This window comes from Shewanella sp. SR43-8 (genome assembly GCF_014163775.1).
Classification (GTDB): Bacteria; Pseudomonadota; Gammaproteobacteria; order Enterobacterales; family Shewanellaceae; genus Shewanella; species Shewanella vesiculosa.
The window spans coordinates 182578-197066 of record NZ_JACJDX010000002.1; the positions used below are offsets into that span (position 1 = coordinate 182578).

14 protein-coding genes and 1 tRNA gene are annotated in these 14489 nt (G+C 44.2%); 14 read left to right on the top strand and 1 reads right to left on the bottom strand.

Annotation, left to right across the window (positions count from 1 at the left end):
• The first annotated feature begins 85 nt into the window (after positions 1 to 85).
• The 14 genes from H5114_RS03265 to H5114_RS03330 all read left to right on the top strand — a co-directional run bounded on the left by H5114_RS03265 (position 86) and on the right by H5114_RS03330 (position 13903).
• Complete coding sequence (locus tag H5114_RS03265) at positions 86 to 406, top strand: DUF2190 family protein (RefSeq protein ID WP_182722199.1); 321 nt, start codon at positions 86 to 88, stop codon at positions 404 to 406.
• Positions 399 to 725, top strand: a complete 327-nt coding sequence (locus H5114_RS03270; protein ID WP_182722200.1) for a hypothetical protein — start codon at positions 399 to 401, stop codon at positions 723 to 725. The genes H5114_RS03265 and H5114_RS03270 overlap by 8 nt, the downstream gene beginning before the upstream one ends.
• An 8-nt stretch (positions 726 to 733) precedes the next feature.
• Positions 734 to 1285 (top strand): hypothetical protein, encoded by a 552-nt coding sequence (locus H5114_RS03275; protein WP_182722201.1) that lies wholly within the window; start codon positions 734 to 736, stop codon positions 1283 to 1285.
• A gap of 25 nt (positions 1286 to 1310) precedes the next feature.
• Positions 1311 to 1736, top strand: coding sequence for a hypothetical protein (locus H5114_RS03280; RefSeq protein ID WP_182722202.1), 426 nt, complete (start codon positions 1311 to 1313; stop codon positions 1734 to 1736).
• Positions 1733 to 2452, top strand: a complete 720-nt coding sequence (locus H5114_RS03285; protein ID WP_182722203.1) for a hypothetical protein — start codon at positions 1733 to 1735, stop codon at positions 2450 to 2452. The genes H5114_RS03280 and H5114_RS03285 overlap by 4 nt, the downstream gene beginning before the upstream one ends.
• A gap of 78 nt (positions 2453 to 2530) precedes the next feature.
• Complete coding sequence (locus tag H5114_RS03290) at positions 2531 to 6412, top strand: tape measure protein (RefSeq protein ID WP_182722204.1); 3882 nt, start codon at positions 2531 to 2533, stop codon at positions 6410 to 6412.
• A gap of 40 nt (positions 6413 to 6452) precedes the next feature.
• Entirely contained in the window at positions 6453 to 6830 is a 378-nt protein-coding gene (locus H5114_RS03295; RefSeq protein ID WP_182722205.1) for a hypothetical protein, read from the top strand.
• A gap of 21 nt (positions 6831 to 6851) precedes the next feature.
• Positions 6852 to 9290 (top strand): hypothetical protein, encoded by a 2439-nt coding sequence (locus H5114_RS03300; protein ID WP_182722206.1) that lies wholly within the window; start codon positions 6852 to 6854, stop codon positions 9288 to 9290.
• A 61-nt stretch (positions 9291 to 9351) separates the two neighbouring features.
• Positions 9352 to 10362, top strand: coding sequence for a hypothetical protein (locus H5114_RS03305; RefSeq protein WP_182722207.1), 1011 nt, complete (start codon positions 9352 to 9354; stop codon positions 10360 to 10362).
• Between the two features lie 3 nt (positions 10363 to 10365).
• Positions 10366 to 10653, top strand: coding sequence for a hypothetical protein (locus H5114_RS03310; protein WP_182722208.1), 288 nt, complete (start codon positions 10366 to 10368; stop codon positions 10651 to 10653).
• A 2-nt stretch (positions 10654 to 10655) separates the two neighbouring features.
• Positions 10656 to 12428, top strand: coding sequence for a hypothetical protein (locus H5114_RS03315; RefSeq protein WP_182722209.1), 1773 nt, complete (start codon positions 10656 to 10658; stop codon positions 12426 to 12428).
• Positions 12429 to 12461: 33 nt separating this feature from the next.
• On the top strand, positions 12462 to 12674 hold the full coding sequence (locus H5114_RS03320) for a hypothetical protein (RefSeq protein ID WP_182722210.1): 213 nt from the start codon (positions 12462 to 12464) through the stop codon (positions 12672 to 12674).
• Positions 12675 to 12790: 116 nt separating this feature from the next.
• Positions 12791 to 13192, top strand: a complete 402-nt coding sequence (locus H5114_RS03325; RefSeq protein WP_182722211.1) for a LexA family transcriptional regulator — start codon at positions 12791 to 12793, stop codon at positions 13190 to 13192.
• A 297-nt stretch (positions 13193 to 13489) separates the two neighbouring features.
• Entirely contained in the window at positions 13490 to 13903 is a 414-nt protein-coding gene (locus H5114_RS03330; RefSeq protein WP_182722212.1) for a hypothetical protein, read from the top strand.
• A gap of 251 nt (positions 13904 to 14154) precedes the next feature.
• On the opposite strand, the gene H5114_RS03335 is transcribed toward H5114_RS03330, so the two are convergent.
• A tRNA-Pro gene (locus H5114_RS03335) sits at positions 14155 to 14231 on the bottom strand.
• Positions 14232 to 14489 lie beyond the last annotated feature (258 nt).

The following is a 14489-nucleotide window of genomic DNA, read 5'->3' on the forward strand; positions in this document are numbered from 1 at the left end:
CATTTCAAACAAAAGCGGCCGCTAACTCGATTGAGTCAGCGGCCTTTTTAATGGCAAATTGTTAACGTAATTGGGAAAAAACCTTATGAAAAATTGTGTAGCAGATGGTAATACCATCGACTTTATCGCCACGGCAGCCGTTGCCAGTGGTGACCCAGTATTATTAGGTAAAGTGGTTGCCGTGTCGCTTGGCAATGTTGCTATTGGTGAACCAGGTGTGGGTGCAACTGAAGGCGTGTATGAATTGCCAAAAGTGACCGCCGATGACATTACCCAAGGTGGGCAGGTGTATATCAAGGCTGATGGCATGATCACTAGTGTTGCATCGGGCAATACCTTAGCAGGGAAAGCTTGGGCAGATGCGGCTAACCCGAGTGATAGCGTTTGGGTAAAAATTAATGCCTAGCTTGGGGGCGGTATTTGCTGATCGGGTAAATGCCAAAATAGTACGGGTGTTTCAACGCTTGGCTGACCCGTGCGACTTTGCCCCAGTGGACGGGGCAACACCCTACACCCGTTTGGTATCGTTAGACGATAATGGCAGCGAAATTGCCGCATCGGCTAATGAGTATGTGCCCGAGTTAGTCATGCGTGCTGAGTTTCTACTTAGTGAGGGTGATGTTAACTCAGGTGATATTTTCACTATTGGCGCTACTGAATGCCGATTAACGCAAAAGGTTAGCACCGATTCAGTGTGTGTGACCTATGTGTATTTACAAATGTAGGTGTTGTTATGGCATTAACAAGCACAGGATTTGATGCAGTTGATCGCGAGCTAAAACGCATGCGTGATGCACAATCACCCGCAATTGCTAAGGCTATAGACGATGCAGCTAAATTTGGTAACCAACTTGCTGTAAATGGAATATTCACAAAATACGGCTTTAAGTCTAAGTCGTATGTTGAACAGCATTTCAGTATCAGCATTAACCCCAAAACCCTAACCGCATCAATTAGCGCAAGGATGCGCCCCAGCACCTTAACCCGCTTTGCTAGTCCCCGATATAAAGTGGGTAAGCGAGCGGCAAGGGTCGCCGGTGGCTTTAGCATAAACGTTATTCGCAATAAGCCTGTGTGGTTTAGTGGTGCGTTTACTGTCATTGGCCGCAACGGCAATCAACTAATGTTCAGTCGCAAAAAGGGTGATAACTCTTGGCGCAGCTTGAGTGGACAAAAAGCGTTATACGGCCCTTCAGTGGCAGGCAGTTTTGGCTTTATGCGTGACGATTTAGAGCCACCCATTATTGCCCATCTGCGTAAAAAATACGGCCAATACGCTAACTAGTCTTTTACCAGGCATCGAGGTACCCATGATCCAAACCCTGATAGACCGACTCAAGTTGGTTGACGGCGCAACTGTGCGTGAAGGCTTTTATGCCCAAGGCCTTGCAAAAGAACAGCAGTTTATCTTTTTGCAACCTTACACCGACTTGTTCGGCGCTAAAAACGGCATCAACCCTTACCGTGACGATCTCGCATTGCAAGTTGTTGCTGGTATCAACTTAAGCAAATCGACTGCCCCAACTGCAGAACTAATCAATTTAGTTCGCGACATTCGCAGCGCATTCTTTAAAGACGAACGTAATACCGAAAAACCGTCATGGCTACCCAAAGCTATTACGTTTAAAGAATCTGAGCCCTGTAAATACATCATGCCCGAAGCCCACGAAAAACATGGTCTGGCGGTCATCACTTTAACCTTAATTCATACAGTACCATTCGGAGAAAAACTATGAGCGAGACAGTAGTTGAAAGCTACATCGGATCGGCGATTCTTTATATCGACGGCCGTGATTGTGGCAACGTTAGCGGTGTAAAGCTTGCTATTGAACAAGAAACAAAGTCTTTACCTAATTACCGTGGTGGCGGCGGTTATATCGATGAAGTCACCCTAATTAAATCAGTTAGCTTAAGTGCTACATTTTATGACTTTAACAACGAAAACTTAGCCTTAGCGATGCGCGGTAAAATTGACATATTAACCGCCGCGCCAGTAGCTGATGAAGATATCATCGCAGTGCTAGACGGGTTAGCGCAAACCGCCCAAATGATTGATACCACGATAGCGCCTGTTGTTAAAAACACTGCTGGCGATGTTACCTATACGTTGGATGAAGATTATGTGGTGAGCGCTGCTGGAATTCGCGCGTTATCTGCAGGAACCATTACTGCAGGGCAGGCATTAACCGTGAGCTACACCAGCCAAGCGGGTAACGCTTTGCAGGCATTAACGGAATCAGGCAAAACGGTTGGTGTGGTAATTGACGGTATTAACGATTCAACCGGCAAACCGTGGGTGCTTAAGTTTTATAAGTGGAAGCCTACACCAACATCAGGTTTAGACTTGATCGGCGACGATTATGGTTCGTTTGACATCGAAGGTGGCGTATTGGCCAACACGGCAATTGTTGCTGCAGGTAAGTCTAAGTTCTTTGTGCGTAGCGCAGCGTAAAAACGTTTTACCTCAACAACCCACAGCAGCAATGTTGTGGGTTTTTTATTTTATTTTTTAACGCTAATTTGGTGATGTATGAGTTTCAAAGACCAAGTCATTAACCTGATCATTCAGGGCAAAGATTTATTTTCAAGCGAAGCCAAAAAGTCTGAAAAGGCCGTGGCCGAGTTAGCGGCAGAAAGTGAAATTTTAAATGCACGCTTAAAAGAGTTAGAAGATCTTCAAGCGGCCGCCAATTCAATTGATGGTTTAACTGCATCAATCAGTAAAGGCGAACGTGCCTATAAAGATAACTCGGTTGCACTCGACAAGTTAGTCACTGAACAAAAGGCAGCCGTTAAAGAATTAAAACAACTAGAGGCTGCTCAAAAGGCGGCTGAAGGTTCCACTAATCAACTTGAGCAAGAATACAATCAAGCTCAAGCGGCATTAGTTAAATACGAAACCGAGCTACAACAAGCTCGAGTTGAAGTGGCAAAACTTAGTACCGAACAGCAGCAAGGTGCCACGGCCAGTAAAGAGCAAGCAACCGCATTAACCAAAGCCAGTGCTGATTTACAAAAATTAACTAATGAGCAAAGCAGTGCAAAAAATGCGGCCAACGAACTTGCCACAGCATTAGATAAACAGCGACGAGATCTGCTTGAGGTTAGTACAGCCACCGAAGCGGCTAGTCGCAATAAAGCTGATTACACATTAAAGGTTAAAACTGCTCGCACCGAGGTAAACCAGTTAGCGAGCAGCATTAATAAGAATAAAACCGAGTTAGACAAAAATACTGCCAGTTTAAAAACGGCTGGTATCAGCATGGAGAATCTTGCTGATGCCACCAAGGATTTAAAGCAGCAACAAGCCGCTGCAGAAACCGCATTAAGCGGCGTTAACACCAAGCTTGAAAAGCACAATAAATTATTAAACGAGTCGCAAAAGCAAGCCGGTGATTTTGGTGGCAGCATTAAAAGTGCAACTTCCTCACTGGTTGCCATGGCTGGTGCCTACATTGGTATCGATAAACTTTGGGAAAGTCTTAAGTCGGTACTTACTGCAGGTGATGAAGCCAAAGCCTTTGGTGTGCAAATGACCGCTATGATGGGCAGCATTGCCAGCGGTGAGCAGGCAACCCAGTGGATTAAAGACTTTGCTAACAATACGGGTACCCGTTTAGATACCGCTAAGCAAGCCTTTGCATCGTTAAAAACATTTGGCATTGATCCAATGAATGGATCATTACAGTCAATGGTCGATTACAACGCACGCTTAGGTGGAAGCCAAGAAAAATTAGAGGGAATTATTCTCGCGGTTGGACAAGCATGGGCTAAGCAAAAACTGCAAGGTGAGGAAATATTACAGCTGGTTGAGCGCGGCGTTCCTGTGTGGGACTTGCTTGAAAAAGTTACGGGTAAAAACGTGACTCAGTTGCAAAAAATGAGTGCGGCAGGCGAGTTGGGCCGCGATGTAATGAAGCAACTGTTTGACGAAATGGGCAAGCAAGCCAACGGCCAAGCATCAAAAAGCTTAGACCTGTTGGGTGGTCAGATTAATTTAATCTCAAACAAGTGGACCGAGTTTAAGCAAATTATTGCTGACTCAGGTGCATACCAGGTGGCGGTTGATTTACTTAAAGACATTAACGCAAGGTTTGATGAGTTAAATAAAAGCGGAAAGATAAAGGAAGCCGCACAGGATATCAGTGATTTTTTTACCACCATACTTAAGGATGGTGGCGATAGCATTAAGGGCACACTAGAAAATATTACTGCATTCACAACGGGTTTAAATGTTGTATCTGGTAGTTTGCGTGCGTTGTTCAATGGTTTGTCGTTAATGGTATCCGCTTTTGGTGCTGCGGTTGCTGGTGCGTTTGCTATGTTCCCATTGGGTATGGCAAAGGCGCTTAGTGTTTTTGGTACCAATACGCTTTCAAATAAGTTTCAAGAGACTGCTGATGCGCTACTTTCAATATCTAAAGCATATGTTGATCAAGTTAAACAGGATGCTGAAGATGTTGCGGCAGCGCTTAAACAAGCAGGTGTAGACATCAAAATTGATTCTGATGAAACGACAAAAACACAGGTTGAGAATGCAGCAAAAGTTAAAGAAGCCATGCAATCTCAAGCCGAGGCACGCTATAGCGCTTACCAAAAGGATGTTGCAACCAGTGAGAAATTATCAGACCTAGCTCAAAAAGAAGTTGATGATTGGAAGGCTCGACAAAAGGCAGCAGAAGATCATTACAAGAACTTAAAAAATAGCGGTACCGCAACGTTAGAGGAAATCGAAGCCGCCGAAACAAGGTATGGTAATGCCACCTTAAAAGTAACTGATTTGTTGATTGCTCAATATTCTGCCCAGCGTGATTTAACCGATTCACAATTAAAGCTAAACGCTGCGACTGTCGTTTTTCTATCTGCTCAAAGCGAGCTTGCCGACAGAGAGTTAAGCAAGGTTCGCGATGCTTACATCGAGGGCACTGCATCAGTTGAGGACTACGAGACAGCCCAAACCAAAGCAAAATCGGCAGCAGAAGCATTAGCGAAAGCACAAGGTGAATTAGCTGACTCAACCGACGCACAAACAAGGGCTGTTAATGATTATGAAGCAGCGATGGAGCAAGCTAATGTCACAACATTAAAGTCACTGCAAGATTTAGCGGCCAAAGCAAAAATAGCTTATAACCAGACTAGTGAAGCCATTAAAAATGGAGTTGGCTCAACTTATGACGCTGAGCAGGCATTTTTAAAATATGCAGAAGCATCGATAAAAGCCGCTGCTGCAGGTGATAAGCAAGTTGATGCTAGCATTCGCCAACAAGCTGCCAACCTTGGCTTAAGCGATAATATTGAGGGTTTAATCAAGCAGTATTATCGACTTAAAGACTCGCAAAAGGACTTGGTTGATGATGTTAATGATACTGAAGAGCAAATAAATACTGCGAACCAAGACATTGGCACTACCATGGAAAACACCATGGGTGTTGTGGTTAAAAGTGCGCAACAAGCAGGTTCTACATTAGCTAGTGTTGCTAAGTTTTTCACTGACTATTTAAAAAGTGTTACCGCTGAAGTCGCCGAGCTCAGCACGGGTGCTGTCGCTTACTTTAAGTCGATACTCTATGGCCAAAGGTTATTAACTGACTCAAGCAGTGAGCTAGATAAAACCATTGAAGTTTATAAAAAACTAAGTGGTGAGATTGGTGATCTGCTCGATGTGCAAGCCAAGTCAGTCGATTTTACCGGCATTACTAATTTTGCCCGTAAAGCCGAGATAGCCGGTAAACAAGCGCAGGCTGCATATTATGGCCAGCGCATTGAACTGCTTAAAATGGTTGATGCACTCGACGCTGCTGAAAGTGGCAATGTTGGCTTAATCAACAGTGCAGAACGTGCCGCTAATTCAATGAACTTGATGAATGATCAAGACTTGGGTTTGCTGCGCACAGCTATTGATTCGGCTAAATCGAGCATGGACTCATTGCGTGAAAGTGCGCAATCAACTCTCGACACTTTGCAAGATGAACTTGACGGCTACCTAGGCCGACAAGATGAAATCGAAAAGCGCCGTTATCAGCAAGAGCTTGCCGACATTAAAACCCAGTTAGCCAAGGCTGAATCTACGGGTGATAAAACACTGATCACCCAACTGAGGGAAGCCGAAAAAACGCTAAACAAGGTTTACGCTTACCGCACTGCCGAAATAAAAGCCCAGCAAGACGCTAGCGAAAAGCAAGCCATTAGCGACGCTGCTACCGCTAAACAACAAACCAATGCCGCCAGTTCGGTGCAAACCAATGTGACCACTCAAACTAAGCCAAACACGGCTACCACAACGACAACTAGCAGCGACACTGTCGTGTTGCAGTTACAAGTGGGTAACCGCACGTTTGATGCGCAAACCAAGCGCAGCATTGTGAATGAGTTAGTTGCTGAAATTAAGCGTTTGCAGTCGGTGGGTGGTTAGTTTGGCTTGGCCACTTTTCGTAAATTAAAAACGAGGCGCTATGTATAACACCACTATCGACACCATTGTGTTGACCGAGCCATTGCATTGGATCAATCGCAACAATACCCAGCGAGTATCCGCCAATATGAAGCGGGCACTTAACGGTGCCCCGCATATTCAACAAACGGTAATCCCTGCAGGTATTACGTTAGAGCTTGGCAGTAAAGATGGTTGGATGCTCCGCAGTGAGTTTGAACAACTACAAGCCCATGCAGCGATAACCCTCAATGAGTTCACCATCAACCAAGACGGCAGTGACATTAATGTGGTGTGGGATAACACGCAAACCAGTGTGATTACTGGTGATGATGTTGACGACCAATTGGGCGGCTATCCGTTACTGACCAACGTGGTATTACGATTTTTAACGCTGTAACTCAACACACACAGGTGGCCCATGAGCATTACCCGTAATGATTTAAAGATATTTAAACCCGAGCAGTTGGGTACCAGTGACGATGCAGGTGGTCAACGCACCCGTAATGCGGTGCAGTCTGGCAAGTTAAATGAGTTGTTTACTGCTATTTCTGACATTGACCATGCGCAATCGTCGCTCGATATTATGAAGTGTTATCCAGCATTAGACACCACCGACACTGGTACCTTGCTCGATGCTCATGTCTTTATTAGTCAACCGCCAACCGATCCGCTTGTGTCTATGCTGTTGGTTGAGGCTGATGCATTAGATGACGAAGACCGTATGGTCGAAATGAAAGAGATTTTAGAATCGTCAGTTACTGCTGGTTCATTAATCCGTGAAGGCGCACCTGGCTTCTTACCTAATCAAAACAGTTTTAGTCGCGAGTATTTACAGTCTACGTATATGTTCGACGGCAAAGAGTATCGCAAAACCACCAGTTTACGAGTGGGCCAAGTGATTGCGATTGCAGTTGAGTACCCGGGCATTGAAGATGCTGATTGGCCACGCAAGATACATTACGCCATGGTGACCGATACTAATGCACCAGGTAACAGCGAGGGCAATATAGTATTTGATCCACCAATCGATTTTGCTACACCTGAATATAATGTCACCGTAAATGCTACAAGTAACTGCACTAAGCTTCGCTTAACCAACGAAGCCAGCCCATTAACGTTTCATGGTGTGAGCAAGTTAACTGCCGCAAGTAGCAACAAGAATCTAGCCGTGCAAGCAGTGCAGCAAAACCTATTGCCAGTAGTGTTAAGTGAACAAGTTAAAACAGGGCAAGCAATTAGCGACGGCGATATAGTGCGTAAAACCGTATCGCAAATGGCATCGACTGCGCAAAGCTATCAGTTCGCCTTGGTTGATGTGTTGCAGGGTACCAACATTGCCGTTGATTACACTCCAATCACCAGTTACACATCGGGTGGTATTCAGTACGGTAGTGATGATGCCATTGTGGTTGTTAGTAGCGACACGGTAAGTGTGACGTTATCACGCAAGCCTGACTTAAATACCCCAGTGTCGTTGCAATACATCTCGGGTGTGTCATATCAAAACTATGATAATGCTGATGCATTTCCTGCCGATCGTGAGTTGGTACCCAACACGTTAACAGGCAAGGTGACTTATCAGGGAAGTGCATTGCCGTTTACTGAACGTGATGGTGCGTTATATATTTCGACCGTATCGGGAGTGGGCTCGCTTGTGGTTCGTGAAGAAATACGCGCGGCGATTGTGGATTATCAAACTGGCAGCATCACATTAGAGTCTGGCATGACTGACTTAATCTATGTTGGATTAGTGATTGCGCCAGAGTCAGCCAATATGGCCACGTTTGTACTGAATGCCAGTGATGCATTGTTAGATACCTTTTACCTGCAAGTATTTACCGTGGGTGATGTGTTAATCAGCGCCAGCTGTGACAGTAACGGCACGGTAACGGGTACAGGCATAAGCGGCAGTATTGTGAATAACTTGGTGCAGTTATCGTTTACTCAAAACGTTAAGTTAAGCACCTTGCGTTACGATATTACCGAGCAAGTGCGCAACTTACCGCCTGCTGATATTTATGGCCTAAACCCATTGCGCATCCCCAATGCGGGTATTGTCGATATTTATCGTGCCTGGGGCACTATCGCGGTGTCACACACTGACTATCAAAATGTTGTTAGTCCAAGTAATGGTGCGGTAATTACCATTCGCACTGGCAGTAACTTTGTTGATATTACCGACTCAACCGGCGCCAGTTTGTGGACCGCAACCAGTGATCACTTTAGCGTTGATAGCGTAGCCGGCACGGTTACGTTAAACAGTGACTTTAGCGGATTTACTGCGCCGTTTATTTTAAGTGACACCATTAGCGAGTTAGCTTTGGTCACTGCGGTTAGTGTCAATACAGTCACGATTTCAACGGCGTTATCGCGTGAGTATCCCATTGGCTCAAGTGTGGCCAGTGTGCAAATACTTGGAGACTTACAAGCGCGAGTCGGTAAGGTGCGCGACATGACCAGCTGGGCCAACAACTGGGACTTAGACGGTGACGCAGCCCAAGGCACGTTAAACACAGTAGATTACCCGATTGAGGTAACTAATGCGGCGGCAGTGAATGAGGATTGGGCCTTAGTGTTTACGTCTTCAACATCGTTCCGCTGTGTGGGTAAGCGTATTGGCCAAATTGCCATAGGCGATACGTTAAACGACTTTGCCCCAATTAATGCGCTAACCAATCAACCTTACTTTGTTATTCGCTCTGGTGCGTTCGGTGCTGGTTGGAATCCTGGTGAAGCCATTCGCTTTGCCACGATAGCCAGCGCTAAACCCGTAATGCCCATTCGTACTGTGCAAGCAGGCCACAGCCAAATCAACACCGACCGCGCTGTATTAGCGTTTCGCGGTAACGAAGCTTAATCATTTTAATAGCAATAGTGCCGACAGTAATGTCGGTACCGCTTTCGCGTGAGGAAAAATCATGGGATTACCTGTTACAGTTTATCGAAGCACAGATGCAGGTGCACCAAGCATAGGTACATGTAAACCGTCTGAAATTATTAATATTCTCAAGAAATGTCTAGTATCTGGGTATGGCTCAACAGCTCCATTAGGTTGGACCATTGTTGCAGAGAATACTGGCACCAGAAATATTATGTTTTCAAACAATATATCTGGTGGGGGATCTGGCGGTTGTGTGAACGTGAAATCACATAATGGTGCAGATACTGATGGTAACGGCATGTGGTATCAACCATGTCGTTCAGCAACAAGTGTTACCTCAATGACTAATAAAGGGTATATATGCTCAACTCAATGTGAAAGTTATTTGGGATTCGATGTGTGGGTTGTGGTAGGTACGGCTGTTGGCTTTTTCTTGATTATGGGTAAGAGTGTCAATTCATCAGGATATTCAACTTGGGTTAATTCTGATGAGAGAGTTGTTTACTGCGGTGATTACAATAGTGGCCTCAGTGGTGACGTAAGTAGAATGATTTCATTTTCTGATTTCTATGCTGCAAAAAATGCCTCTAATGCTAGCACTGCACCGTCATGGCCTGAACTATTCGGCTCAAATCGTATGAACCCAACATCAAGTCAGATTTTTAGAATATATGATACAGATGGTGCAGCTAATAAATATGCTGAATATTGTGTAAATTGTAGCTTTAATTCTTTGGGTACAGAAAGTTTAGATCATGCCGATCCAGTGTTTGATGAGCGAATAGGTGAGTGGTGGATTCAGGCATATGGTTTTCAAATCGGATACCCAAGTTCAGCTGGCTACAATGATAGAATTGGTGTTCCTAGAACTACTTCTGGTTTAAGTCCATATATAAGAGGGAGATTATATGGTTTGCTTGAGGTTGAACTAGCACGCTGGTCAACTCAAACTTGGCCTTTTTATAAAGATTTTAATAATCAACAACACCTTGCATTACGAAGCTCAACAGGTGGTGTAAGTACATTTCTAAATCTAGTGGAGTGGTAATATATGGCTACTCTAGGTTTGTTTTCTATATTACCTACGATTCAACAAGTGCCTGTTGGATTAATCGAAATCGATACTGACCCTGATGCAGAAATAATTTTGATTATTTCAAGAGAATCATCAGAGGTTTTATTTGCTGGGGTAGCAATGTCATTGACAAAAGTTGTCATGCCGATTGAGTACGCAACAAAGAATGAGCTTTTGGTGATGATTTTAGATAATGACAAGCAGTACAACGCAGCTGTTTTAGATGGCGTTAGAGCATCAGTTATAAACTTGTCTGAGACTTAAATATGATTGAATTACGCTTTAGTCAGCCATGGCCTAATGCCACCTCACCAATAACGATTCGGTTCATTGGTGAGGTGGTACCAGAGCCGCCAATCCGTCCACCATCTTTGGGTATTGATTTAGGCGTAACTTGGCAACCGCCATTACTCGCTGCCAATGATTATCAACTCACAAGCGCTAGTGAACGCATTGGTAATCAAGTTAATTTAGGTGTGTTATCAAATGCTGCAACCGACTTCTATGTAATATTGCCATGGCAAAGTAAACCACTAACCCAGAATCAAACCACAATATCTTATTCGGCTAATCCATTAACTGAGTTAACCATAAACTGGCAATGGTTTGTTGCGCCTGGTGTTGAGCAATATTTTACATTGGAGTGGTTGGTACCGAATCAACACATCACCGTTATGTCTGTCGATTGGCAAGTGGCACCAAGGCTAAATACGCTGCAGGCTGATATCAATTGGTGTGATGGCGCACCATTAGTTAATGATATCACCACCGCTTACAGCTATGGCAATGTTAGACTAATTCAGCCAAGCATTGCTTGGGGCCCACATACCGCCAGTTGGATTTGTTCAACTCGCTATCGACCTCCTACGGGTAAGGTGACGATTCGGTTTAGCGAACCTTGGTCAAGTTCAAGCAGTCCATTGCTGCTGCGTTTTACCGCATCAGCAAACTATTGCTACTTTGACGACGGTGGCGGTTTAGTTGACGCCAACCCAAGCTTACCCAGCCTTGATTTTGAAACCCCCATTGAACCACAACTGCGCAGGTATTATTTAATGCAGCCAACCATTACGTGTGTGCGTGTGTCTGATGACGTACCGATTGTGATTAGCAATATCAGTATCAGCCGCAGCCGTGGCCAGTGGGCCAGTTCGGTGAGTATCGATTTTTCAAGTCGCATCGATGCCAGCCGTGCTGAAAACCAACTGCTTAAAGTCGGCATTAACGGCTATGAGTTCTTTACCTTGGTTGAACAAACCAGTGTAAGCAAAGTGTTTGGTAACGAAACCTATCGTGGAACAGGCCGCAGCCGCAGCGCCGAACTTGCTACGCCATATGTATTGCCGATCAGTTATACCAATGCAACATCACGCAGTTTTGCGGGTTTACTTAATGACATGCTGCAATTCACTGGTTGGACAATCGCGCTTAATGGCATCGTTGATTTTAACGTACCTGCAGGCGCGTTTAGCGTTGGCAATAAATCGCCCATCGATGCAGTGCAAGAAGCTGTTGCTCAATTGGGTTGCATGTTGCTATCGAATGATGAAACCAAAGCGTTAACCGTGGTTCCACGTTGGCCAACAGTACCGTGGTTAATGGAAGGTGTAACACCAGACTTAACCGTGCATGATGCGGTGATCACCAGTTACAGCGAGTCAAAAGAAATCGGTACCGAGTGTAATGTGGTTTGGCTTCGTGGTGAGCAGCAGGGCATTAGCGCAAAAGTAAAACGCGCTGGAACTGCAGGTAACATCGCAACCGATGACATAAGTGCTCAATTGATTGTTGATAATCAAGCTGCACGAACAGCCGGTACCAACGCACTGGCCGACACGGGCAACAAGCTTAATATCAATATGAGCTTACCGATTATGGCCGACTTACCACCTGCAACACCTGGTATGTTGATTGGTATTCGTGAAGGTGTCGATGTGTTCAAAGGTACGTGCGACTCGGTGACGATCAATGCATCGGTTAGCGATACAGGCGACATCGATGTAGAGCAAACCATCACCGTCGTTCGTCACGTTGCATAAGCTGTTGTATCAAAATCAGCATAAGGAGTCGTAATGTTAAAGCAGTTACAACAAAGCCTAAGCGCCCCGCGAACTATCATGACGATTAACGCGGTAAACACCGACGGCACCGTCACCGCCAGCACTGCCAGTAATCATACTCAACGAGTTATCGGTTCTGGTAGTGTTGGCGATCACATCTATGTTCAAGACGGCAGGGTGCTAGGGACAGCCCCTGCATTGGCGTTTGTAGAGATAGAGGTTTAGGACATTGCTTTATTTATCAACTCATTCAAACAAGGATTATTTCACCGTGTATATAAATTGCAAAATTTACAAAATAGCATACACTTTAACTGTGTTTTTATACAGTGTTGTTGTCTATGAAAGTTATTCCAATCTATGCTCGTGCCGGCATTACAGGATTTGAAAGCCCTGCGGCTGAGTACTTACAACAATCGCTGCAGCTTGATGAAATATTGATTGAACATCCAAGTGCCACCTTAATTGTTCAAGCCGAAGGTGATTCTATGCAAGGTGTTGGTATTTTTGATGGTGACATATTGGTTGTTGATAGGGATTTAACGGTTAAAAATCATGATATTGTCGTAGCGTATTTTAATGGTGAATTTGTTTGTAAGATACTAGACTTAAAAAATCGCCGACTACTTTCAGCAAATGAAGATAACAAACCGGTTTCGATCACATGCAACGAAATGTTTACCGTAGAAGGTGTAGTCTCTAAGTCGATACGCTGTCACTATCCATCAAAATTTTTCGGTTAGCGTTTACTGCTCAACAGCACTAATGAATAAGGATATCATTAATGAAACCATTGGCTTATTACTTGGAAAAGTATGACTGTAAACCCAAACGATTAATGCTTTACATCATCATCACGGCTCCACTTTCGTATTTTGGTACTATAGCGTTCTATTATTTTCAGACTGAGTGTGCTGATGATCTTCCAGAGCTAATACTGAGAGATGTTAGTAAGATGACACCAGCCGAGTTGGATGGTTATGAAGTGTGGTTCGACGAAGAGTTGAATCAGTGGTGTATGTTCGAGATACAGATCTAATATGAAACTAATTATACAAATAGCACTTGGTATTCTTTTGGCTTTTTCTGTTATGGGGTTAGGTTTTATGGCTTTTACGGCTTATCTTGAGCATGAAGCCAAATTGCAAATTCAAGAAGCCTTAATGGAAATTAAAGCAAAACAGGCTATCCAGCTTCGTAATGTTCAACTATCCAAGCAAGAAAAAATTGAGCAGCATAAGCAAGAAATCATTGCCGAACGAAACAGAAAACAACGAGCAATCAAAAAAGCTGAAGATGAAAAGTTCAAGCAGGAAGCTTGGTTAAAAATTTATAAGCCGCGCCCTGACTGTGAGACCTACACCAGCGACGAACACATGGTTGCATGTGTCGAATACCGAAGTGAACAACGCAGAAAGTTTGAAGCGGCTTATAGAAAACTAAACATCAATTAAGCTAATAGCGATAGTAATTAGTACTGATTGTGTTGCGGGTCGCGAGGTTTTAGAAATGAAATAGGGTGGTTTGAGACAAGCGACACATTAGAAAACCTTATTATGAAAATAACGTAAGTTGTAATTGTAGAGCTGAGGGTTTGACCGGAGTTTGACCGGAGTTTGACCGGATTAATAAAATTCACGTTTTGTATTTAGACACAAAAAAGCCTGTAAACAGTTGATGTATACAGGCTTTTTTATTTTAGATTTGGTCGGTATGAGAGGATTCGAACCTCCGACCCCTGACACCCCATGACAGTGCGCTACCGGGCTGCGCTACATACCGAGTTTTTAGTACTTTATCACACTAGCGGTCAATAGTTAGTATCAAGCTGGTTGGTAAAGTATCACTTAGTGCGCCTAATGGCTTTGGGGTAACTCAGCTGAGTTCACTAAGCGGGTAAGCACTTTATCAACAGTAATTAACGAGTGCAAGCAGTTAGTTAAGCGCTATTTATCGATTGACTATAAACTGCCCAATTACGATAACGAATATTGGATAAGCGGCTAGAATATAGCCTTTTGCATAAGCGTTGCTCATGGA

Excerpts from the sequence above, each read along its gene's own strand:
- H5114_RS03285 (WP_182722203.1), top strand. The coding sequence starts at position 1,733 with ATGAGCGAGACAGTAGTTGAAAGCTACATCGGATCGGCGATTCTTTAT.
- H5114_RS03310 (WP_182722208.1), top strand. The coding sequence starts at position 10,366 with ATGGCTACTCTAGGTTTGTTTTCTATATTACCTACGATTCAACAAGTG.
- H5114_RS03320 (WP_182722210.1), top strand. The coding sequence starts at position 12,462 with ATGTTAAAGCAGTTACAACAAAGCCTAAGCGCCCCGCGAACTATCATG.
- H5114_RS03275 (WP_182722201.1), top strand. The coding sequence starts at position 734 with ATGGCATTAACAAGCACAGGATTTGATGCAGTTGATCGCGAGCTAAAA.
- H5114_RS03265 (WP_182722199.1), top strand. The coding sequence starts at position 86 with ATGAAAAATTGTGTAGCAGATGGTAATACCATCGACTTTATCGCCACG.
- H5114_RS03300 (WP_182722206.1), top strand. The coding sequence starts at position 6,852 with ATGAGCATTACCCGTAATGATTTAAAGATATTTAAACCCGAGCAGTTG.
- H5114_RS03315 (WP_182722209.1), top strand. The coding sequence starts at position 10,656 with ATGATTGAATTACGCTTTAGTCAGCCATGGCCTAATGCCACCTCACCA.
- H5114_RS03290 (WP_182722204.1), top strand. The coding sequence starts at position 2,531 with ATGAGTTTCAAAGACCAAGTCATTAACCTGATCATTCAGGGCAAAGAT.
- H5114_RS03330 (WP_182722212.1), top strand. The coding sequence starts at position 13,490 with ATGAAACTAATTATACAAATAGCACTTGGTATTCTTTTGGCTTTTTCT.
- H5114_RS03280 (WP_182722202.1), top strand. The coding sequence starts at position 1,311 with ATGATCCAAACCCTGATAGACCGACTCAAGTTGGTTGACGGCGCAACT.
- H5114_RS03295 (WP_182722205.1), top strand. The coding sequence starts at position 6,453 with ATGTATAACACCACTATCGACACCATTGTGTTGACCGAGCCATTGCAT.
- H5114_RS03325 (WP_182722211.1), top strand. The coding sequence starts at position 12,791 with ATGAAAGTTATTCCAATCTATGCTCGTGCCGGCATTACAGGATTTGAA.
- H5114_RS03270 (WP_182722200.1), top strand. The coding sequence starts at position 399 with ATGCCTAGCTTGGGGGCGGTATTTGCTGATCGGGTAAATGCCAAAATA.
- H5114_RS03305 (WP_182722207.1), top strand. The coding sequence starts at position 9,352 with ATGGGATTACCTGTTACAGTTTATCGAAGCACAGATGCAGGTGCACCA.